Raw genomic sequence first — 21,658 nt, 5'->3', positions numbered from 1 at the left:
CATTCGGACATTCACGGCGTGAATGTCCGAATGTCGGCACTGACCCCGAAGGTTCGAAGGTTAAGCGCTGGTGTATTCGGTGACGGTGACGCGGATCGTGTCGGGTTTGTAGCGCACTTCGAAGATGAAGCCGCCCGTGCTCTCCCACGAGCACTGGCCGGCCTGCGCCTCGGACTGGTCCTTGCAGGCGGAGCGCTTGCCGCGCTGCGCCGGGATGCCGCGCGCCTGCGTCAGGAACTGCTGCAACTCGTCGTATTTTCCGGCCGCCGCGCTGGTCTTCAGGCGGCCGATTTCGCTGCGCGCCAACTCCATCAACTCGTTTTCGCTGGCCTCGGCGTGCGCCTGGCGCGGCAGCACCAGCGTCACCGCGCTGACGACGAAGTCGACGCACTGGCCCTGCTGGATCTCCACCTGCATGCCGTCGCGCAGCGGTGCCGATTCGATCGTGCGGTTGGCCTTGCGCCGCTCCAGCTTGTAGCCGGGGTAGGCCTTGGCCTGCAGCGCGGCCTGCGGCGGCTGCATGGTGCAGCCGGCGTTGAACTGCGCCAGCACCGTCAAGGGCGCGCTGCACGCCAGGCAAAGCAGAATACGGCGCAGGGCGGCGGGGATGGTCATGAGGGGCGTCTCGCAATCGTTGAATCGTTGAATCGTTGTTATCGGTGCCGCTACGGGCTGGCGTTGGCCGCTGGGCGGCGTGCTGGCGGCGTATTCTACCAATATTGACAATTGTTCAATAAACTATTTGTCGTGCCGTCGTCGCCTCGGCTTCAGGCGTGGCCGGGCGGCGCCGCCAGCGAGCGCACGATCTGCCCCAGCGTGGCCAGCGCCGCCTCGGCGCGGGCGTCCCATTGGTGGCCGTAGTTGAGCCGCAGGCAGTGCGAGAAGTCGGCCTGCGGCGCGAAGATCGGCCCCGGCGCGACGCTGATGCCGTGCGCCAGGGCGACGCGGTGCACGGTCAGCGCCTCGACATTGTCGGGCAGTTCGACCCACAGGAAGTAGCCGCCCTTGGGCCGCGTCACCCGCGTGCCGGCCGGGAAGTGGCGCCCCAGCGCCTCGATGAAGCTGGCCTGCTGGTCGGCCAGCTTGTGGCGCAGCAGGCGCAGGTGGCGGTCGTAGCCGCCCTGTTCCAGGTATAGCGCCAGCGCCGCCTGGGCCGGCGCGCAGGTGGTCAGCGTGCTGGTGAGCTTGTGCCGCGCCACCTGGCGGGCGAAGCGGCCGGCGGCCACCCAGCCGACCCGGTAGCCCGGCGCCAAACACTTGGAGAACGAGGAGCAGTGCATCACCAGGCCTTCGGTGTCGAAGGCCTTGGCCGGCGACGGCCGCTTGCCGCCGAAGTACAGCTCGCCGTAGACGTCGTCCTCGATCAGCGGCACCTGGTAGCGCGTCAGCAGCTGCACCAGTTGCTGCTTCTTCTGGTCGGACATGGTGCTGCCCAGCGGGTTCTGGAAGTTGGTCATCAGCCAGCAGGCCTTGGGCCGGTGGCGCTCCAGCGCGCGCTCGGCCGCCGCCAGGTCCATGCCCTCGCGCGGGTGGGTTGGCACGGCGATGGCCTGCAGACCCTGCCGCTCGATCGCTTGCAGCGAGGCGTAGAAGGAGGGCGCCTCGATCAGCACGGCGTCGCCCGGCCGCGTCACCGCCGACAGGCACAGGTTGAGCGCCTCCAGCGCGCCGTTGGTGACGATGATGTCCTCGACCGGCACGTGCAGGCCGTCGATCAGATAGCGCAGCGCGAGTTGGCGGCGCAGCCGGGCGTTGCCGGGCGTGAGGTCGTCGACGCTGGCCCACGGGTCGAGCTCCTGCACGCTGCTGCGCATCATGCGCGCCAGCCGCGCCAAGGGGAACAGCAGCGGGCTGGGGAAGGCCGAGCCGAACGGCACCACGTCGCGCTTCATGGTCGACTCCAGCACCTCGAACACGCGCTCGCTGACGGCCAGCGGCGCGGCCGCCTCGTCGGGCCGCGAGGCGGTGTCCGGCTCGGGCGGCAGCTGGTTGTTGGCGCCGCCGCTCGATACGGCGACGAAGTAGCCGGAGCGCTCGCGCGACTGGATCAGTCCCTGCGCCTCCAGCATGTAGTAGGCCTGGAACACGGTCGACGGGCTGACGTTGCGGTTGGCGCAGGTCTGCCGCACCGAGGGCAGGCGATCGCCGGGGCCGAGCACGCCCTGCAGGATCGATTCGGAGATGTCGCGGGCGAGTGCTTCGTAGAGCTTCATAGGCTGTGCTGGGTCGGTATCCCCGCATGGTAATGCATATTGGCAATGAGAGCGTTTCATCTGATCCGGTTTTTGCCATCTGATCTGCTCATGCCGCTGGCGGCGCGGCGTGACTATCATCCTGCAAACACTCTCACCGCAATCCGCATCAAGGAAAACCATGAACCCCACCGGCATCCTGCTGGCCACCTTTATCCTGTCGATCACCGGCCTGTTCGCCTTCATCTGGTCGCTGCGCAAAGGCCTGTTCGACCCCGACCCGGCCGCCGCCAAGGTCATCTTCATGGCCGGCGAGATCGGCCAGCGCGACAGCGAGGCGGCCAGCGCCTCGTCGGCGCCGGCGCAGGCCGCCGACCCGGCCGAGCTGGACGCGCGCGAGCGCGCCGACCGTTCCAGCGCGCTGCCGGCCTTCGTGCTGATCGGTTCGGCCGTGCTATGGCTGATCGTCGCCTCGCTGGCCGGCCTGATCAGCTCCTACAAGCTGCACAGCCCCGACTTCCTGACCGACTACGCCTGGCTTACCTTCGGCCGCCTGCGCACCATGCACCTGAACGCGGTGGCCTACGGCTGGGCGCCACTGGGCCTGCTCGGCCTGGCGACGTGGATGCTGCCGCGCCTGCTGCGCACCACCCTGGTCGGCGGTCGCCTGGCCGTGCTCGGCGCCGGCCTGTGGAACGCCGGCCTGATCGCCGGCCTCGGCGCGCTGGCCAACGGCACCAGCGCCGGCATGGAGTGGTTGGAGATCCCCTGGCAGATCGGCATCCTGTTCGCCGTCGGCGGCATGTTGATCGGCATGCCGATGGTGTACACGCTGCAGCAGCGCCGCGTGCACCACCTGTACGTGTCGGTCTGGTACATCGGCGCCGCGCTGTTCTGGTTCCCGGTGCTGTACATCGTCGCCAAGATCCCCGGCGTGCACTTCGGCGTCGAGCAGGCGACCATGAACTGGTGGTTCGGCCACAACGTGCTGGGCCTGTTCTACACGCCGCTGTCGATCGCCTCGGTCTACTACTTCCTGCCCAAGGTGATCGGCCGTCCGGTGCAGTCCTACAACCTGTCGCTGCTGGGCTTTTGGACGCTGGCCTTCTTCTACGGCCAGGTCGGCGCCCACCACCTGATCGGCGGCCCGATCCCGGAATGGCTGATCACCCTGTCGATCGTGCAGAGCGTGATGATGATCATCCCGGTGGTGGCCTTCTCGCTGAACCAGCACCTGACCATGAAGGGCCAGTTCGGCGCGCTGCGCACATCGCCCACGCTGCGCTTCATTTTGGTCGGCGCGGTGATGTACACGCTGGCCTCGTTGCAAGGCTCGCTGGAGGCGCTGCGCTCGCTCAACGCGGTGACCCACTTCACCCACTTCACGGTGGCCCACGCCCACCTCGGCATGTACGGCTTTGTCACCATGGTGATTTTCGGCGGCGTCTACTTCGCCCTGCCGCGCGTGCTCGGCATCGACTGGCCACGGCCGGCGCTGATCGGCTGGCACTTCTGGCTGGTGTGCGGCGGCTTCGCCATCTACCTGCTCACCTTGAGCATAGGCGGCATTCTGCAGGGGCTGATTTTGCTCGACCCGGCGCGCCCCTTCATCGACTCGGTGGTGGTGACCATGCCGTGGCTGGTCGGCCGCAGCATCGGCGGCGCCCTGATGACGCTGGGCCACCTGACCTTCGCCTGGCACGTGGTGCTGATGGTGGCGCGCTCGGGCATCCTGAGCCGGACCGATAACGCCTCGTTACAAGCGGTGGCATAAGCATGGAAAACGAACTCAAATTACTCGGCGGCGCGATGGTGACGCTGGCCATGGCCACCTCGGCGATGGTGGTGGTGCCCTTCATGCAGCTCAAGGACGTGCCGGCGCCGGCGGCGCTCAAGCCCTACACGGGCCAGCAGCTGCGCGGCCGCGACATCTACGTCGGCAACGGCTGCATGACCTGCCACACGCAGCAGCCCAGCAGCACCGGCGCCGGCCGCGCCGACGCCCAGCGCGGCTGGGGCCGGCCCTCGGTGGCGGCCGATTACCATTACGACGCGCCGCCGCTGCTCGGCACCATGCGCACCGGGCCGGACCTGTTCAACATCGGCGCGCGCCAGCCCAGCGCCGACTGGCACCTGGGCCACCTGTTCCAGCCGCGCTCCTATGTCGCCGACAGCAATATGCCGGCCTTCCCCTTCCTGTTCGAGGTCAAGGACAAGAGCGCCGTCACGCGCGCCGACCGTGTCGTCGTGCTGCCGGCCGGGACCGTCGGCTACGACCAGGCGGTGGTGGCGCGGCCCGAGGCGCTCGACCTGGTCGCCTACCTGACCGGCATGAACCACACCTACCCGGCGTTGACGCCGGGCGAGGCGGCGCTGGCGGCGCAGACGCGCGCCAGGAGCGCTGGCGTCACCAACGCCGCGCCGGCCAACAGCAAAGGAGCACAAGATGTCGTTAAATAATCGGGGCCAGGACCAACGCCGGGAGCAGGGCCAGGAGCCGGCCAAGCCGCGCGCCGCCCGGCGCGAAAACGCCGACCCGGTCGAGCAGGCCAACCCGGTGCCGAAGGTGGTGATGGGTTTGGTGCTGGGACTGGTGGTGTGGGCGGTCGGCTACATCTTCGTGCAGGAGGCCGGCGGCGACGTTTCGCTGGGCGACCGGCGCGATCCGTCGACCTTGACGGCCGCCGTCGGCGGCACCGCCGACGGTGCGCAGATCTTCGCTTCGCGTTGCGCCGCCTGCCACCAGGCCAACGGCAAGGGCCTGCCGGGCGTGTTCCCGCCGCTGGCCGGCTCGCCCTGGGTCACCGGCGACGCGGACACGGCGCTGCAAATCGTCCTGCACGGCATGACCGGCCCGATCGAGGTGCTCGGCACCACCTACAACGGCGCCATGCCGGCTTTTGCCGAGCAGCTGTCGGACGCCGAGCTGGCCGCCGTGCTGACCCACGCGCGCGCCACCTGGGGCAACGCCGCCGCGCCGATCGACGCAGCGGCGGCGGCGGCCGCGCGGGCGGTGACGGCGGCGCGCGGCGAGCCGTGGAACGGCGCGCAGGAAATCGCCACGGTGCTCGCCGCCGCGCCGAAATAGGGGCACGCCATGCACACCGCGCCGCTGACCCGGGAGCACGGCACCGCCATCGCCGCCACCACGGCGGCGATGGCCACCTCGGCCACCTCGGCCACCTCGGCCGGCACGGGCGATGCCGTCGCTGCCGCCACCGTCATCGGCACCACCGCCACCGCCACCGCCACCGCCACCGCCACCGCCACCGCCACCGCAGCCAATGCCACCGGCGCAGCCACCGCCGCCGCCTGCAATGCCGCTGGCGCAGCCTCGCGCTGGCGCCATTTTCTGCGCGGCTGGGGGCCGGCGTTGGCGATGTGCGCACTGGCGCTGGCCGGCCTGCTGCTGTTCGACCATCTGACGCGCAGCTTCAAGGCGGTGACCTCGGACGGCGTGCGCCGCATCGACATGGCGCGCACGCCGCGCGCGTTGCCGGCGATCGAGCTGGTCGACAGCACCGGCGCGCACTTCTCGCTGGCCGACATCGCCGGCGCGGGCGGCCAGACCACGCTCATCACGCTGGTCTACACCTATTGCGTCGACATCTGCCGCACCACCGCGTCCGGTCAGGCCTACCTGCAACAGGAGCTGCGCGCGCGCGGGTTGGACAATCACGTGCGCCAACTGACCATCAGCTTCGACCCCTGGCGCGACACGCCGCAAGCGCTGCGCGCCTACGCCCGCAGCATGAAGGCGGACCCGCTGCGCTGGCGCTTCGCCACGGTGGCCGATCCGGCCGACCTGGCGCGCCTGCTCAAGGTGTTCGAGGTGGTGGTGCTGCCGGACGGGCAGGGTGGGCTGGTGCACAACGGCGCCATTTTCGTCGCCGATCCGCACGGCCGGCTGGTGCAAACCTACGATCTCGACCGGCCCGACCAGGCGCTGGCCGACCTGTTGCTGGACTGACGCCATGGCGCCACTTCGCCCGCTGCGTCATCCCTGCCTGCCCGGCGCGCTGTTGGCGTTGCTCGGTCTGGCCCACCCCTGGCTGGAGGCGAGCATGGCCAGGCACATGCTCGCCGAACTGCCGCTGTTGTTCGCGCTCGGCTGGTACGCCGCCGCGCTGGCCGGCGCGCGCTGGCGCCCCGCGCGCGCCTACGCCGCGCCCTTGCTGCTGGCGGCGCTGCTGATCGTCAGCGTGTGGATGCTGCCGGTGGCGCTCGATCTGGCGGTGCTGCATCCGGCCGTCAACGCGCTCAAGGTGCTTGGCCTGCTGCTGGCCGGCGCGCTGGCCGGCGCCGCCTGGCCGGTGGCCGGCCTGGTGCTGCAAGGCTTCTTCATGTTCAACTGGAGCTGGATGACCATCGTCGGCGGCCTGCTGTACCAGGACGCGCCGCAGCAGCTGTGCAGCGTCTACCTGAGCGAGCAGCAGTGGAGCACCGGCGCGGGACTGGTGGCCTTGGCCTCGGCGGTGCTGGTGCTGTGGCTGCTGCACTCGGTGTTCCTGCCGGCCTTGACGAGCATGGCGCCGCCCTGCGACGGCGCGGTGTAGGCGGCCGGCCGAGCCGCTAGTACAGTTCGGCGTCGCCCGCGTCGCCGGGGACGGCGGGTGCGCCGGCCGGGTCCCGGGTCCATTCGATCAGCTCGCCGGGTTGGCAGTCGAGGCGCTCGCAGATTTTCTCCAGCGTTGAAAACCGCAAGCCCTTGACCTTGCCCGATTTGAGCAGCGACAGGTTCTGCTCGGTGATGCCGACATAGGCCGCCAATTCCTTGGATTTGATTTTTCGCCGGGCCAGCATCAGGTCGAGGTGGATCACGATCGCCATCAGACGAAACCCTCGTTTTCTTCCGCCAGTCGACGTCCCTCGTCCATCAGGCCGGTGACCAGGTAGAACAGGGCGCACACCAACACCAGCGTCAACTGCTCCGAACTGAAGCCCATGGTCGGCGCCGGCACGGCGGCCCCGGCGGCGCGCAGGGCCAGCGCACGGACCGGCAATTCCACGATCGACAGCAGCGTCGCCAGCGGCACGGCCGCCGCGAAGGCGCGCAGATGGCAGGCCGATGCGGCGCTGAACAGGGCCAACCGGCGGAAGTTCAGCAGCAGCCGGTCGAGCCGCCACAAGCCGTACAGCAGCGTCAGCACGGCCGGCAGGCCGAGGGCGGCGCTCAGCAGGCGCTGGCCCGGTGTCAGCGCCAGCATCTGCGCGCGCGACATGCCGTTCGGCGAAATCTCGATGTACAGGAAGCGCCAGTGCGGCAGGTCGCCGCTCCAGGACAGCACGTAGAAACCGGCGACGACGGCGCAGCACAGCCACAGCAGGCAGCGGATGGGGCGGATGGTTTTCATAAAGTATCGTAAAACGATAATAAATTATCGTTTTACATTAATATTTGATTGTTGTATATTCAATTGTAATACATTCAAAAGAGGAGGCGGCGATGCACGCAACAAGGCAAAAGCAGGACGCGGCGGGCGGCGGCAGGCCGGCGGCGCGGGGACGAATGGCGGTGCTGGCGGCGGCGCTGGCGCTGAGCGCCTGTACCACCATGCAAATCGAAGAACGCAACTTCATCCGCCCCGACCGCCCGGGCGACGAACGCGGCGCCGCCACGCTGGAGCGGGCGCTGCCGGCCGCCTTCACGCTGCGCGAGGAGAGCATCGCCATGGCCGACGGCGTCAACCTGCGCGGGGTCAGCCTGAGCCGGGCGGACAGCGCCGCCACCGTGCTCTACTTCGGCGGCAACGCCTTCCACCTCGACCAGCACGGCGCCGAGGTGCTGGCCGCTCTGGCGCCCTGCCGGGTCGACCTGACGATGTTCGACTATCGCGGCTACGGCCGCAGCGGCGGCGTGCCGGACGTGGCCACGATGAAGGCCGACGCCCTGCGCGAGTTCGACCTGGTCGACGCCGCCCGGCCGGGCCGGGTGATCGTCCACGGCCAGTCGCTGGGCAGCTTCATCGCCGCCTATGTGGCGCAGCAGCGGCCGGTGCGCGCGCTGGTGCTGGAGTCGACCACCACCAATGCGCTGGACTGGGCCAACGCCAACGTGCCGTGGTATGCGCGGCCCTTCATCACGGTGGAGTTGAGCGCGCCGCTGCGCGAGATCGACAACGTCGCCACGCTGGCCGGCTACAACGGCGCCAGCCTGCTGTTGACGGGGGAGGACGACAGGGTCACGCCGCTGCCGCTGGCGCGCAAGGTGTTGGCGGCGCTGCCGGGGCAGCGCAAGCGGCTGCTGGCCTTGCCCGGCGCGGGGCACAACAATGTATTGGAGCAGCCGGCCAGCGGGGCGGCCTACTGCGATTTCGTGCGCGACAGCGTGGCCGGCCCGGCGCCGGCTGCGGCCCCGGTCGGGGCAGGGCTATAGCGGCGGCAGGTCGAACTGCTTGAGCGCGCTGACCGGTTTCTGCGCCCGGCGCCAGCGCGCCAGCAGCAGGTGGTAGACGCCGTAGTAGACGGCGATCAGGCCGAACAGGCCGGTCGTCAACGGCATCTGGTGGAACAGCTCCGGCGGCAGCGGGATGTGGTCGTGCATTTGCAGGTAGAGCTCGAAGGCGCGGTGCATCAGGCGGCCGATGAACAGCATCGAGACGACCACGCCGATGCGCAGGTCCTGCGTGTAGAAGAAGCCCTGCAGGGTGTTCTCCAGCCGGCTGCGCTTGAAGCCGCGCCAGGCCAGCGCGGCGCCGACGGCACCGCCGGCGACCAGCGCGAGCAGGGCCAGCGGGGTGTCGAGCAGTTGCGCCGCCAGCAGGCCGACCAGCAGCAGCGGCAGCACGCCGTAGCTGTAGTGGCGCCACAGCTGCGACGGGTTGCGGCCCATCAGCGACTTCAGGCGCGAGTAAATGCGCCACACCAGCAGGGGCACCAACAACAGCAGGATCAGGGTGGTAATTTCCATGTTTCAGCTTCCGCGTACCCGCGTCGGGTAGTCCAAAACAGCGATTGTATGCCAGAACGGCGCCGTCCCGGCCGCCGCGCTGCGCTGCCGATTGACAATTGTGTGGTGCGTGAGCAATATGTGCCGGTATAGTCGCCATTTTGCGCGTCGCGCCGCCTTGCCCGGATCGGACACCCATGAATCAAGCCCTCCCCGTGATGTCCCCGCCGCCGGGCCTGATGGCCGCCTCGCCCCAGGCCGGTGCCGCCGGGCTGGGTTATCAGCTGCCGCCGGCGGCGCTGCAGGCCATCGTCGACGCGCCGCGCGCGCCGGCGCTGAGCCTGAGCCCACGGCGCAACCTGGCGGCGCTGCTGCAGACGCCGCCGCTGCCCAGCATCGTCGAGGTGGCCCAGCCGGAGCTGAAACTGGCCGGCCTGCGCATCAACCCGCGCACCTGCGCCGCCAGCCGCTTTTCCTTCGCCACCGACCTCAGCCTGCTCGACCTGGCGACGCAGAAGGAGCTGCGCATCCGCGGCCTGCCGCACACCCTGCGCGTGGCCGACCTGAGCTGGTCGCCCGACCAGCGTTACCTGGCCTTCAGCCATGTCGCCTTCAGCGGCGAGACCGGCGGCGTCGAGCTGTGGCTGGTCGACGTGGCCGCGCGCAACGCCCGCAAGGTGCTCAACAAGCCCTTGTCGGCGGTACTCAGCCGTGGCTTCAACTGGCTGCCCGACAGCAGCGGCATGGTGGTGCAACTGCGTCCCGTCGGCCTCAACAAGCCGCCCCAGGGCAGCGGCGTGCCGAGCGGGCCGAACCAGCAGGACAGCGAGCCGGGCGGCAGCCGCAAGCAGCTGCGCACCTACCAGGACCTGCTGCGCAACGAGGACGACGCCCGCCTGTTCGAACATTACGTGACGGTGCAACTGGCGTTGATCGACCTGCACGGCCGCACCCGCATGATCGGCAAGGCCGACCAATTCTCCCGCGTCTCGGTGGCGCCGGGCGGACGCTACCTGCTGACCCAGTGCATCACCCGGCCGTACTCCTACATCGTGCCGGCGTCCAGCTTCGGCGAGCGGATCGAGGTGCGCAATATGGACGGCCGGGTGATCCACACGCTGGCCGAGCTGCCGCTGGAGGAGGGTCTGCCGCCCGGTAACGACGCCGTCTCGCCCGGCGTGCGCCATGTCTCCTGGCGCGCCGACGCGCCGGCCACCCTGGTCTGGGCCGAGGCGCAGGACGGCGGCGACCCCGCCGTGGCGGTGGAGGTGCGCGACCTGGTGTACAGCCAGGCGGCGCCGTTTGCCGCGCCGCCCCAGGTGCTGGCGCGGCTGGGCGCGCGCTACGCCGGCATCGCCTGGGGCCGGGGCGACCTGGCCCTGGTCACCGAGCGCTGGTACAAGACGCGCGCCGTCAAGCAGTGGCGCATCGCCCCCGACCAGCCCGACGACGCGGCGGAACTGATCCACGCCGGCTCCTACGAGGACCGTTACAGCAGCCCCGGTGCGCCGGTGCTGCGGGCCGACAGCGCCGGCTTCCCGCGCCTGCTGATCGGCCCGGACGACAGCATCCTGCTCGACGGCGCCGGCGCCACGCCGGACGGCGACCGTCCCTTCATCGACCGCCTCAGCCTGGCCAGCAAGAAGAAGGAGCGCCTGTTCCAGAGCGCCGCGCCGTACTACGAGAACGTGATGGCGGTGCTCGACGAGGAGGGCACGCGCCTGCTGACCACGCGCGAGACGCCGAACGAGCGGCCCAACTACTATCTGCGCGACCTGAGTTTGCCGCCGCGCGAGCAGCTCACCGCGCTGACCGACTTCCCCCACCCGACGCCGCAGCTGCTCGACGTGCACAAGGAGCAGATCCGCTACAAGCGCGCCGACGGCGTCGACCTGACGGCGACCCTGCTGCTGCCGCCCGGCTACGAGGTGCACCGCGACGGCGCGCTGCCGCTGCTGATGTGGGCCTATCCGCAGGAGTTCAAGTCGAGCAGCGCGGCCAGCCAGACCACCGGCTCGCCGTACCGTTTCAACTCGGTCAGCTACTGGGGGCCGGCGGCCTTCCTGGCGATGGGTTACGCGGTGCTCGACAACCCGTCCTTCCCCATCGTCGGCGACGGCGAGCAGGAGCCGAACGACACCTATCTGGCGCAGTTGGTGGCCGACGCCGAGGCGGCCGTCGACGAGGTGATCCGCCGTGGCGTGGCCGAGCGCCACCGCATCGCCATCGGCGGCCACTCCTACGGCGCCTTCATGACGGCCAACCTGCTGGCGCACACCCGGCTGTTCCGCGCCGGTATCGCCCGCAGCGGCGCCTACAACCGCACCCTGACGCCGTTCGGTTTCCAGTCGGAGGAGCGGCAGTTCTGGCAGGCGCAGGAGGTCTACCAGGCCATGTCGCCGTTCAACAACGCCGACAAGATCAAGGACGCCATGTTGTTGATCCACGGCGAGCAGGACAACAACAGCGGCACCTTCCCCTTGCAGAGCGAGCGCATGTTCCAGGCCATCAAAGGCCTTGGCGGCACGGCGCGCCTGGTCATGCTGCCCAACGAGTCGCACGCCTACCGCGCCCGCGAGTCGATCCTGCACATGCTGTACGAGACCAACCGCTGGCTGGACAAGTACGTCAAGCAGGCCAAGCCCTGAGCCGCGATCCGCTCCTGGCCACGCCGCTCCGGCGCGCACCACAGCATCGATGGAACCGGCGGCCCCGCCACGCCACTTATGTTGGTGGCGGGCCGTGCCCGCCGGGTCATTGATCGATATCCCAACCCTAGGTAACTCAACCATATCAACCATATCAACCATATGAAACCAACCCTGATCGGCTGTTCCATTAGTTTGCTCATGCTTTCCGCCTGCGGCGGCGGCAACGACTCGGCGGCGCCAGCGGCGCAGAACGTGCTGCTGGCCAGCACGGCCAGCGGCGCCGCGCCGGCGCCATCGACGTCAACGTCAACGTCAACGTCAACGTCAACGTCAACATCGTCGGCCGCCGCCGTCGAGATTGTGCGCGTGTCGAGCGCCCGGCAACTCCAGGCGGCCATCGACGGCGCCGCTCCCGGACGGCAGATCGTGCTGGCCGACGGCAGCTACGCCGGACCGTTCAGCATCGTCGACAAGAACGGCCGGGCCGACGCGCCGATCACCATCCGCGCCGAACATCGCGGCCGCGCCGGCATCGTCGGCAGCGGCGGCCTGGCGCTGAGCCGTTCCTCCTATCTGAACATCGAGGGTTTGAGCTTCACCAACGCCGCCGGCGCCGTCTCGCTGTCGGCCTCGCACCATGTGCGCATCACGCGCAACCGTTTCGCGCTGGCCGCCAGCGCCACGCCGAACAAATGGATCGTGCTGACCGGCGCCGGCAGCGATTACAACCAGATCGACCACAACGAGTTCGGTCCGCGCCACGACCTGGGCCAGATGATCTCCATCGACGGCGCCAAGGACAAGGTGGCGCAGCACACCACGGTCGAAGACAACTACTTCCACGACGCCGACGCGCAGACGGAGAATGGCGGTGAAACCGTGCGCGTCGGCCTGTCGCAGATGTCGCTGTCGGACGGCCACACCATCGTGCAGCGCAATCTGTTCGTCAACTGCGACAGCGACGCCGAGGTGGTGTCGGTCAAGAGCAAGAGCAATACCGTGCGCTACAACACCTTCGTCAACAACGTCGGCCAGGTCAGCGCGCGGCACGGCCACGGCAACCAGTTCTACGGCAATTTCTTCCGTGGCGATGGCAGCAAGGCCAAGGTGGGCGGCCTGCGCATCTATGGCAACGACCAGCAGATCTTCAACAACTACATGGAGGGGTTGACCGACGAGGCGATCTATCTGGATGGCGGCGACTACGACGGCGGCCCGAATCAAACCGATCCGCCGAGCGACAAACTGGCCAGCCACTGGCGCGTCTACCGCGCCCAGGTGATGTTCAACACCATCGTCAACAGCAGCGCCGGCATCGTCATCGGCGGGCGCGAATTCCAGCCGCGCGACAGCCGCATCGCCAACAACATCGTGCTGAACCGCCGTGGCACGCTGTACGATGAAAAAACCCAGACCAACACCGTCTTCGAGGGCAATATCGGCTTTGGTTCCACCATCAGCCGGGTGCCGCGCAACGCCGCCGCCATCGCCGTGGTCGATCCCAAGCTGGTCGCCGTCGGCGGCCTGCAGAAGTTGTCCGCCGCCAGTCCGGCGCGCAACGCGGCGGTGGGCAGCTACGCGATCGTCGGCGACGATATGGACGGCCAGCCGCGCTCGGCGCGCGACGTCGGCGCCGACGAGTATGTGGATGGGCCGGTGCTGCGTAGGCCGTTGACGCCGGCCGACGTCGGCCCCGACGCGCCCTGAGGTCCACGCCGGGAGTGGCTTCAAGGTGCCGGGAATGCCGGCGTACCCCAAGGGCGAAGAGCCGGGGTCAGACCCGCTGGGTCTGACCCCAGGTTGCGCCCTTGGGTTGAACCGGCTTGAGCGGGCCGTTGTTGGGGTTGAAGGGCGGGCCCCCGTGGCGGGGGAACTGCTGCTGCGTCCGCGCCGGACGGGCGATCCTTACACGGCTTGCACAATTATTTTTTCACCATCGCGGCGGCGTAGAATGGGGCGATTAGCCACCGCGAGGGAGTCGCCATGTTCGACGATGTTGCTGGAAAGTATGAACACACCCATCAGCCGCTGCGTGCCCACCGCGCGCCCGACCCGGCGCCGGTCGACGAACCGGTGCCGGAGCCGCCGGCCCATCCCCACCAGCCGCATCCGGTGCCGCAGGACGACCCGGTGCCGGACCACAATCCGAGTTAAACCGAACTAGTCGAAGGCCCAGGTGTAGAGCACGTCGAGGGCGTTGTTGGTGCCGGTCTGGAACTGCAGCGTGATGCGCGGGTTGAGCTTGTAGCGCAGCTTGACCAGGCTGGTGGCCGAGCCGGCGCCCTGCTCGAAGCTGAGGTAGGCGCGCGAGGAGATGCGCTTGCCCACCGTGACCACGGTGCTCTCCAGCCCCTTGGCCTGGGTCACGCCCAGTTCGTCGACGCCGAGCGAGTTGGCCAGCTTGCCCTGGCCGCCGCCGAACAGCGCGCCGGCGGCGGTGCTGAGCAGGGCCATGTCGTTGCCGGCGGTGTTCTCGATGCCGTGGCCGAGCACCAGCCAGGCCAGCTTGTCGCTGTCGGGCACGGTCGGCGTCGAAACCAGCTTGGCCACCGGCGCCAGCGCCGTGCCGCGCACCTCCACCCCCGCCTCCACGTTGGTCTCGCTGAGCGCGTCGCCCTCGGGGCGCTTGCGCACGGCGAGGATGTTCAGGCCGGGATTGTCGTAGGCGCCGGTGAAGTTGATGACGCCGCGCTCGATCGACAGCTTCTGGCCATAGGCGGCGTAGGTGCCGGACACCACGCGGATGCTGCCGCTGGCGCGCGGCGGCCGGCGGTCGGCGATGCGGATGCGCACCGCGCCGGCCAGTTGCGCCTCCAGTCCCTTGCCCTTCAGGTTGAAGTTGTCGCCCAGGTCGGCCTCGACGTCGATGTTCAGCGGCGGACCTTGCGCCGCCTTGGCGCCGGCGGCGGTATTGCCGCCGCGGCCGACGATGACCACGTCGTCGCTCATGGTCGGCGTGTCCTGCGAGGCCAGCTCGATGTGGGCGCGGTCGGCGCGGAATTTGCCGTCGAGCTGGAAGCGCTTGGCGTCGCGCGTCAGCGTGCTGCTGCCGCTGACGACGAGGATGCGGTCGGGCCGCGCCAGCAGTTCCAGCTTGTCGGCCGTGAGTTTGAGCGCCATGCTCGCCTCGGCGTTGGCGAAGCGCACCCAGCCGTCGGCCTGGGCGCGGCCCTCGGCGCCGTCGAAGCTGAGCTTTTGCAGCTGCAGCTGGTCGCCGGCCAGCTTGGCCTGCAACTGGCCGTTGCGCAGCTTGATGCCTTGTTCGGCCCAGTTGAGCACCAGCTTGTCGCCGCTGATGTCGCCGTTCAGCTGCGGCGCGGCGATCGTGCCGCCGCCCGTGATGGCCAGCTTGAGGGCGCCGTCCAGCTCCAGCCCCGGCTGGCCCGTCAGCGGCGCCAGCCAGGCCAGCGAGGCCATGTTGGCGGTGCCGTTCAAGGTCAGCGTGCTGCTGTCGGCGATGCGGCCGTCGACCATCTGCACGCTGGCGTCGATCCTGGACTGGCCGGCGCGGCTGCCGTCCAGGTTGAGTTGCATGCGCAGGGTGTTGCCGGCGACGTCGGCGCGCGCCTCCAGCTGGCGCAGGCCCAGCGGCAGCGGCAGGTCGGCGCCGAGCACGGTGATGTCGCCCTTTTCGCGGTAGGCGTGCAGCATGCCCTCGACCGCCGGCGCGCCGCCTTTCGGCGCCTGCAGCGTCAACGCCCATGCGGCGCCCAGGGTCATGTCGCTCTTGACGTTGCTGCGCCAGGCGTCCGACAACTGGGCCAGATAGTTGACCGGCACGCCGCCGGCCTGGCCCTTGCTGCGCCATTGGACGCCGTTCTTTTCCAGGTAGTCGAGCCGCAGGCTGCCGGCCGGCAGGGTGATGGTGGTGGCGCCCAGGGCGATCTGCTCGGGGCGCAGCAGGCCGGCCACGCCGCCGCCCGCCGGCGCGGCCAGGCGCAGCGGCGCCGGCGCCTGCAAGGTCAAGGCGAAACGGCCACGGTTTTGCAGCGTGTCGATGGCGCCGCTCCAGATCTCGCCTTTCCAGCCGCCCTTGAGGCGCAGGGCGGCGTCGAAGTCGGCGTTGGCGGCGCTCAGTTGGATGACGTGGGCGCCGACGCTGCCGCTCGTTTGCAGGCGCGCCTGGTTCAGGCTCAAGGCCGGACCGGCGTAGCCGTTCAGGACGATGTCGCTGACCAGCGCGTCGCCGGCGCCCAGGCTGGCGCTGCCGCGCAGCGATTTGAGCTGCTGCTGGCCGGGCAGGCGCAGCGCGCTGCCGTCCAGCGTCAAGCTCAAGGCCGGTTGCGCGCTACCGCCGGCCAGGGTGCCGGCGGCGTGCAGCACGCCGCCGAACTGCGGCCCGAGGCTGTTCAACTGCGGCGCGTCCAGCTTCCAGTCGAGCCGGTCGCGCGGCGCGCCGAAGGCCCCGCTGGCGAGCAGGCTGTTGGGGCCGAGGCGCAAGTTGATGTCGCTGCGCTCGACGCGGCCGGCGGCGGCCGTCAGCTTGGCGTAGCCGCTCAACGGCGCGCCGGCCAGGGTGGCGTTGTTCAAGCTCAGATTCAGGCCGGCGTGCCAGCCGCCGGCCAGGCCGGCGCTGCCGCTGATGTCGGCGTTGACGCTGCCGGACGGGTAGGCGCCGAAGGCGGCCGGATTGAAGCGCAGCGCGCTGCCGGTGAGCGTGAGTTCGGGCTGGCGCTGGGCGCCGCTCAGTTGCACGCTGCCGCTGGCATGCAGCAGACTGTCCGGCACCGGGTGTTTGGCCGAGGCCAGGCCGAGGCCCTTGGCGTCGGCCTCGAAGCTGCTGTGTGGCGCCGCCATGCTGCCGCTGACGATGCCGCTGGCGCTGAGCGCGCCGAGCAGGTCGCTGCTGGCGGCGGACAGCTGGCGCGCGTCGACCTTCCAGCGCAGCTGCTCGCCGGGCGCGCCGAAGCTGCCGTCCAGTTGCAAGGTGTTCTGGCCCAGCGCGAGCTTGGCCTCGACGCCGCTGAGGTGGCGCGGATCGGCGTTCAACTTGCCCTTGCCGGACAGCGGCTGGCCGAGCAGCTTGCTCGGTTGCAGGGCGAAGTCGGCGGCCAGCTGCCAGTGCGGCGCCAGCTTGCCGCTGGCGCGCAGCTCGGCGTTCAGGTCGGCGAACGGATAATTGCCGAAGGCGGCGGGGTCGAAGTGCAGGGCGTTGGCGCTGACCTTGAAAGCTTGCGCGTTCTTCAGGCTGGCCTGGCCGCTCAGGGTGACGCTGCCCTTCTTGGCTTGCAGGCGGGCGTGTTCGATCTGCAGCAGGGCGTCGGCCAGACTGGCGCGCAGGTTCAGGTCGAGGTGCAGGCCGGCGTCGGCCAGCGTGGCGGTCAGCGTTTGACGCTTGGCGTCGCTGGCCAGCTTGATGTCGCCGGCGATGGCGCTGTGGTGCAGGCTGCCGTGCAGCCCTTGCAGGTTGAGGCGCTCGGTGCGCAGCGCGAAGTCGGCCTTGGCGATGCCGGCGTCCGGCGCGGCGCGGGCGATGTGGCCGGCGCCCTTGAATTGGCCGGCGCCGCCCAGGTCGATGCTGACGGCGTCGATGCTGGTGGCGGTCAGGGTGCCGCCCAGGCGCGCCTGTAGCGCTTGCAGCGGCAGCAGATGCAGGTCGAGCGGGCCGGCCTTGCCTTCGTTGCGCAGCGTCAGTTGGCCGCCGATGGCTTGCTGGGCGCTGATGTTGGCTTGCAGTTGCAGGCTCAGATCGGCCGGCGGCATGCTGGCGTCGAAGCTGGCCGGGTCGATGTGGCGGCCCTGGATGTCGGCCTTGCGCAGGATGATGGGATCGAAGGGCGCCAGCGTCAGCGTGGCGTCCAGCGTGGCCTTGCCGGCGGCGCCCTTGGCGCTCAACTTGAGCAGCTCCAGGTTGCCGCCGGCCGTCAGGGCGACGGTCGCCGCCGGCAGGGCCGGCGTGCTGGTGGCGGCGTTGGTGGCGTTGGCGGCGGCGCCGTGGGTCGCCGCGCGGGACGGCGCCGGCGCGGATGCCGCCGCTGCGGCCGGCGCGCCCAATGCGGCGGCCGTGGCGCCTGACGTTGTCGCTGCCGTCGGTGTGGCCGGCGGCGCGGGCCGGTAGGCCAGGCTGGCCTTGCCGCTCAATGCGAACGGGCGTTGGCCGGCAATGCTGAGGTCGGCGCGCAGCTGGCCGAAGGCGGTCGAGGCGGCGGCGTCTTCGAGGTGCCAGCCGTCCTTGTCGCCGGCCAGCTTGAAGCGCAGGTCGCGGATCTCGTCGCTGCCGGTCTTGCCGGCCAAGGTGAGCCGGCCCAGCCGGGCGTCGCCGACCGACAGGCGGAACGGCGGCGCCAGCGTGGTCGGCATGGGGGTCGGCTTCGACGGGCCGATGCTGTCGACGCGCAGGCTGGCGACGTGCAGCTCGCTGATCGCCAGGCCGGCGGAGAAGTACTGCAGCGGCGACCAGTTGATGTCGATGCCGTCGGCGGTGATGACGCTGTCCGGGCTGCGGTAGACCAGGTGGCCGATGTGCATGCGGTGGTATAGCGAGCCGCTGACGCCGCTCACGCTGATCTGGCCGCCGCTGGCGTTGGACAGGCGCTGCACCAACTGCTGCAACGTCGCTTCGCGGCCCAGCAGCCAGACGGCGCCGGCCAGCAGCAGCACCAGCGCGGCCAGCGCGATCAGCAGGCGGCGCAGCCAGCGCCGTGGTGCGGGCGCCGACGGCGGCGTTGGTGGCGTCGGTGGCGGGGACGTGGCCGGCGCGGTGCCGGCGGGCGGGGTGGTGACGGACATCAGAAGCTAAATCCCAGCGAGAAGTGGAGACGGTATTTTTGTACGGCGTGGCCGTAGGCGACGTCGACGTTGATCGGGCCGACCGGGCTTTTCCAACGCGCGCCGACGCCGTAGCCGGACTTGGGATGCAGGTCCTTGAACGAGTCGCCGGCGTTGCCGGCGTCGTAGAACAGGGCGGCGCCCCAGGCCGGTTTGAACCAGTATTGGTACTCGGCGCTGGCGGTGGTCATATAGCGGCCGCCGGTGATGGCGTCGCCCTCCTGCACGCCGAGTTGCTGGAAGGCGTAGCCGCGCACCGACTGGTCGCCGCCGGCGCGGAACAGGTAGACGGCCGGCACGCCGGCCTTGTTCTTCGAGGCCAGCGCGCCGGCCTCGCCGCGCAGGATCAGGTTGCTGCGCGCGCCCAGCGGCTGATACAGCACGGCGCGGCCGTAGCCGCGCACGAAGGCTTCGTCGGTCAGCAGCGGCAGCAGGGCGCCGCCCAGCTGGGCGTTGATGGCGTAGCCCTTGGTGGGGAACAGCAGGTTGTCGAGGCGGCGCACGGTGATGCTGTAGGTCAGCGGCAGGCTCTTGCTCTTGCCGGCCTCGGCGTCGTTGATGGTTTTATGCTCGCTGAGGAACTCCAGCGCGACGCTGCGTTCGAGCAGCGGCGTGCCCCAGGCGCGCTTGGCGCCGACCGTGGTCACGCTGGTCACCTCGCCGGAGATGTCGCTGCGCTCGAAGGAGGCGCCGACGCTGTCGTTGTAGCCCTTGGGCGTGACGGGGAAGTAGAGGTCGCCGCGCGCGCTCTGCTTCTTGGTCTCCAGCGTCAGCGCGCTTTTCAGTTTGAGGCCGGCGATGGCCAGGTCGTCGTAACTGAGCGAGGCGCGGTTGCCGGTGTTGGTCGAGAAACCCAGGCCGGCGCTGACGTTCTTGCGCTTGTTCTCGGTCACCCGCACCAGCAGCGGCAGCGGCGCCATCGGCGTCATCGGCGTCAGCGCGCCGGCCGGCGTGCCCGTCTCGGCCGCCTCCAGCTGCTCGTTGAGGATGGCCGACATGTCGGCGCTCACCTCGACGCTGCTGAAGTAGCCGGTGTCCTGCAGGCGCGACTGGAGGGCCTGCAGCGCCGCCTCGCTGTAGTAGTCGCCCGGGTGAATCTGGTTCAGGTTGGCGACGATGCTGGCCGGGTAGCGTTTCAGTCCCTCGACGCGCAGCTCGCCGAAGCGCAGCTCGGGGCCGCTGTCGAGCACCACGCGCAGCTCGGCGCGGTGCTGTTCCGGATCGACGGTGGCGGCGCTGTCGACGATGCGGGCGCGCGGGTAGCGCGTCTGCACCACCTGGCGCAGGAGGTTGCGTTTGGCCTGCTCCCAGTCGGCCTGGCGGAAGATCGCGCCCTGTTTCAGGCCCCAGCCGGCCTTCAGCGCGGCGCTGTCGAAGGCCTTGTCGCTGGCCTGGTCGGGCGGCGGCGCGAAGCCCTCCAGCACCAGCGCCACCTCGGCCACGCGCACCGGCTCGCCCGGTTCGACCGTCACCAGCACGCGCGGCTCGGCGCCGTCGCCGTCGAGGCGGGCGCCGACCACCGGTTCGTAGTAGCCGTCGGTGGCGACCAGCGTGCGGATCTGGGCCGGCGCGGCGCGCACCATGCGCTGCAGCTGCTCGCGGTCCATGCGGGCGTTGCCGCGAAAGCGCAGCAGGTCAAGGTTCTTCTCCAACATCTCCTGCAGCGGGCCGGGCGCGTCGATCCGCACCGTGTAGTTGAAGTCTTCGGCGGCGCCGGCCGGCGCCGCCAGCAGGGGCAACACCAGCAGCGGCAGGGCCAGCACGGACGGCGCCGTCAGCGCCGACGGCAGGGCGCGGCCGGCCAGCGCGAGACGCAACATTACATTTGGCGCCAGATGTGCCAAAATTCGTGATCCTGCCAATTTTTTAGCGGGTGATGCCGGAAACATGAGACTCCATCGAGGGTAAGCGCAGCGTGCATGTTACCGGATTGCCCAAAATGATGGCGTACTTATAATGCCGCGCCGGCGATCGCTGGACCACAACGGACCACGACCCGCCGCCGCCGAAAAGAAAGATTGCAATGCTCGCAAGCGATACCGCACTGGTGCTGTTTAGCGGTGGACAAGATTCCACCACCTGCCTGGCCTGGGCCCTGCACCACTACGCCCATGTCGAGACCATCGGCTTCGACTACGGCCAGCGCCACGCCGTCGAGTTGACCGTGCGCCCGACCGTGATCGACAAGCTGCGCGCCGCCTCGCCGGAGTGGCAGCGCAAGCTCGGTCCCGACCACATGATCGACCTGTCGCTGATCGCGGCCATCTCCGAGACGGCGATGACGCACGACATCGCCATCGAGACCCAGGCCAACGGCCTGCCCAACACCTTCGTCCCGGGCCGCAACCTGCTGTTCATGACGGTGGCCGCCACCGTGGCCTACCGGCGCGGCCTGACGGTGCTGGTCGGCGGCATGTGCGAGACCGACTTCTCCGGCTACCCGGACTGCCGCGACGACACCATGAAGGCACTGCAAGTGGCGCTCAACCTGGGCATGGCGACCCGCCTGAAACTGGAAACGCCGCTGATGTGGCGCGACAAGAAGCAAACCTGGGAGCTGGCGCGCGAGCTGGGCGGCCAGGCTTTGGTCGACCTGATCCGCGCCGACACCCACACCTGCTACCTGGGCGAGCGCGGCGCGCTGCACGACTGGGGCTACGGCTGCGGCACCTGCCCGGCCTGCGCCCTGCGCGCGCGCGGCTACCAGCAGTTCGCCGGCACGGCGCCGCTAGATGTGGGTTGACGCATAAGGTTCAAAGCGGGTCGATCTTGCTGCGCATGTAGGGTAAGCGCTCCACGAACCCCAACCTATTCAGCCAGGCAGAATGCTGGTTAAATCCGGGGTATGCAAATCCTTCACATTCCACGGCAGCAGCGCCTCGACCTGGTCCACGGTTTTCGCCGCAGGCAGGTCACGCAGCACCCGCCGCAGCCACGTGTAAGGTTCGACCCCGTTCGCCTTGGCCGTCTCCAGCACCGAGTAGATGACGGCGCTGGCGTTGGCGCCGGCCACCGTGTCGCTGAACAGCCATGCCTTGCGGCCGACGACGAACGGCCGGATCGCATTCTCGGCGCGGTTGTTGTCGATCGGCAGGTCGCCGCGCTCCGTGTAGCGTGTCAGGCGCGGCCAGTAATCGCGCAGGTACGACAGCGCCGTG

Annotated in this window: 18 protein-coding genes; 10 read left to right on the top strand and 8 right to left on the bottom strand. The window is 69.6% G+C overall.

Translation table 11 applies throughout. The features are described from left to right. Nucleotides 1-60 precede the first annotated feature (60 nt). Together H7U20_RS02070 and H7U20_RS02065 are read right to left on the bottom strand one after the other, a co-directional pair. On the bottom strand, nt 61-615 hold the full coding sequence (locus tag H7U20_RS02070) for a hypothetical protein (protein ID WP_199517960.1): 555 nt from the start codon (nt 613-615) through the stop codon (nt 61-63). Nucleotides 616-767: 152 nt separating this feature from the next. Then, on the bottom strand, nt 768-2,213 hold the full coding sequence (locus H7U20_RS02065; protein ID WP_199517959.1) for an aminotransferase-like domain-containing protein: 1,446 nt from the start codon (nt 2,211-2,213) through the stop codon (nt 768-770). 160 nt (nt 2,214-2,373) lie between these two features. Here H7U20_RS02065 and H7U20_RS02060 point away from each other — a divergent pair, with 160 nt between their 5' ends. Genes H7U20_RS02060 through H7U20_RS02040 form a run of 5 tightly spaced genes read left to right on the top strand, consistent with a single transcriptional unit; the run spans nt 2,374 to nt 6,748 of the window. Then, nucleotides 2,374-3,966, top strand: a complete 1,593-nt coding sequence (locus H7U20_RS02060; protein WP_199517958.1) for a cbb3-type cytochrome c oxidase subunit I — start codon at nt 2,374-2,376, stop codon at nt 3,964-3,966. 2 nt (nt 3,967-3,968) lie between these two features. After that, nucleotides 3,969-4,652 (top strand): cbb3-type cytochrome c oxidase subunit II, encoded by a 684-nt coding sequence (locus tag H7U20_RS02055; protein WP_199517957.1) that lies wholly within the window; start codon nt 3,969-3,971, stop codon nt 4,650-4,652. Next, nucleotides 4,639-5,280, top strand: a complete 642-nt coding sequence (locus H7U20_RS02050; RefSeq protein WP_199517956.1) for a c-type cytochrome — start codon at nt 4,639-4,641, stop codon at nt 5,278-5,280. Before H7U20_RS02055 ends, H7U20_RS02050 begins: the two co-directional genes overlap by 14 nt. A gap of 9 nt (nt 5,281-5,289) precedes the next feature. Next, nucleotides 5,290-6,162: an SCO family protein gene (locus H7U20_RS02045; RefSeq protein WP_233410444.1), complete on the top strand. Its 873-nt coding sequence runs from the start codon at nt 5,290-5,292 to the stop codon at nt 6,160-6,162. A gap of 4 nt (nt 6,163-6,166) precedes the next feature. After that, nucleotides 6,167-6,748, top strand: a complete 582-nt coding sequence (locus H7U20_RS02040) for a hypothetical protein (protein WP_199517955.1) — start codon at nt 6,167-6,169, stop codon at nt 6,746-6,748. A gap of 16 nt (nt 6,749-6,764) precedes the next feature. Here the strand turns inward: H7U20_RS02040 and H7U20_RS02035 are convergent, their stop codons facing one another. Both H7U20_RS02035 and H7U20_RS02030 read right to left on the bottom strand, forming a co-directional pair. Beyond that, on the bottom strand, nt 6,765-7,022 hold the full coding sequence (locus tag H7U20_RS02035; protein WP_199517954.1) for a helix-turn-helix domain-containing protein: 258 nt from the start codon (nt 7,020-7,022) through the stop codon (nt 6,765-6,767). Next, nucleotides 7,022-7,546, bottom strand: coding sequence for a DUF2975 domain-containing protein (locus tag H7U20_RS02030; protein WP_199517953.1), 525 nt, complete (start codon nt 7,544-7,546; stop codon nt 7,022-7,024). The genes H7U20_RS02035 and H7U20_RS02030 overlap by 1 nt, the downstream gene beginning before the upstream one ends. Nucleotides 7,547-7,638: 92 nt before the next feature. Here H7U20_RS02030 and H7U20_RS02025 point away from each other — a divergent pair, with 92 nt between their 5' ends. Beyond that, nucleotides 7,639-8,568 (top strand): alpha/beta hydrolase, encoded by a 930-nt coding sequence (locus H7U20_RS02025; RefSeq protein WP_233410443.1) that lies wholly within the window; start codon nt 7,639-7,641, stop codon nt 8,566-8,568. On the opposite strand, the gene H7U20_RS02020 is transcribed toward H7U20_RS02025, so the two are convergent. Then, nucleotides 8,563-9,102: a hypothetical protein gene (locus H7U20_RS02020; RefSeq protein ID WP_199517952.1), complete on the bottom strand. Its 540-nt coding sequence runs from the start codon at nt 9,100-9,102 to the stop codon at nt 8,563-8,565. The genes H7U20_RS02025 and H7U20_RS02020 overlap by 6 nt on opposite strands. Nucleotides 9,103-9,278: 176 nt before the next feature. Here H7U20_RS02020 and H7U20_RS02015 point away from each other — a divergent pair, with 176 nt between their 5' ends. The 3 genes from H7U20_RS02015 (at nt 9,279) to H7U20_RS02005 (ending at nt 13,886) form a co-directional block, all read left to right on the top strand. After that, a complete protein-coding gene (locus tag H7U20_RS02015; protein ID WP_199517951.1) occupies nt 9,279-11,729 on the top strand; it encodes an alpha/beta hydrolase family protein in 2,451 nt (816 codons plus the stop codon). Nucleotides 11,730-11,930: 201 nt separating this feature from the next. Further along, nucleotides 11,931-13,439, top strand: coding sequence for a polysaccharide lyase 6 family protein (locus H7U20_RS02010; protein ID WP_199517950.1), 1,509 nt, complete (start codon nt 11,931-11,933; stop codon nt 13,437-13,439). Between the two features lie 276 nt (nt 13,440-13,715). Next, nucleotides 13,716-13,886 carry a hypothetical protein gene (locus tag H7U20_RS02005; RefSeq protein ID WP_199517949.1) on the top strand — a complete coding sequence of 57 codons (171 nt, stop codon included), beginning with the start codon at nt 13,716-13,718 and terminating at the stop codon, nt 13,884-13,886. A 6-nt stretch (nt 13,887-13,892) separates the two neighbouring features. Here H7U20_RS02005 and H7U20_RS02000 read toward each other — a convergent pair whose 3' ends face one another. Then, the gene (locus H7U20_RS02000) at nt 13,893-18,461 is read right to left on the bottom strand and encodes a translocation/assembly module TamB domain-containing protein (protein ID WP_199517948.1); all 4,569 of its coding nucleotides are present in this window, start codon (nt 18,459-18,461) and stop codon (nt 13,893-13,895) included. Continuing rightward, complete coding sequence (locus H7U20_RS01995; protein ID WP_199517947.1) at nt 18,461-20,320, bottom strand: autotransporter assembly complex protein TamA; 1,860 nt, start codon at nt 20,318-20,320, stop codon at nt 18,461-18,463. Before H7U20_RS01995 ends, H7U20_RS02000 begins: the two co-directional genes overlap by 1 nt. A 203-nt stretch (nt 20,321-20,523) precedes the next feature. Here H7U20_RS01995 and queC point away from each other — a divergent pair, with 203 nt between their 5' ends. Further along, the gene (gene queC / locus H7U20_RS01990) at nt 20,524-21,243 is read left to right on the top strand and encodes a 7-cyano-7-deazaguanine synthase QueC (protein WP_199517946.1); all 720 of its coding nucleotides are present in this window, start codon (nt 20,524-20,526) and stop codon (nt 21,241-21,243) included. Nucleotides 21,244-21,312: 69 nt separating this feature from the next. On the opposite strand, the gene H7U20_RS01985 is transcribed toward queC, so the two are convergent. Continuing rightward, on the bottom strand, nt 21,313-21,658 hold a 346-nt coding region (locus tag H7U20_RS01985; RefSeq protein WP_199517945.1), incomplete at its 5' end, for an IS66 family transposase.

The sequence above is a fragment of the Rugamonas violacea genome (assembly GCF_016461825.1).
GTDB lineage: Bacteria > Pseudomonadota > Gammaproteobacteria > Burkholderiales > Burkholderiaceae_D > Rugamonas.
The sequence above is the reverse complement of the archived record's forward strand: the minus strand, read 5'-3'. Positions and strand labels throughout refer to the sequence as shown.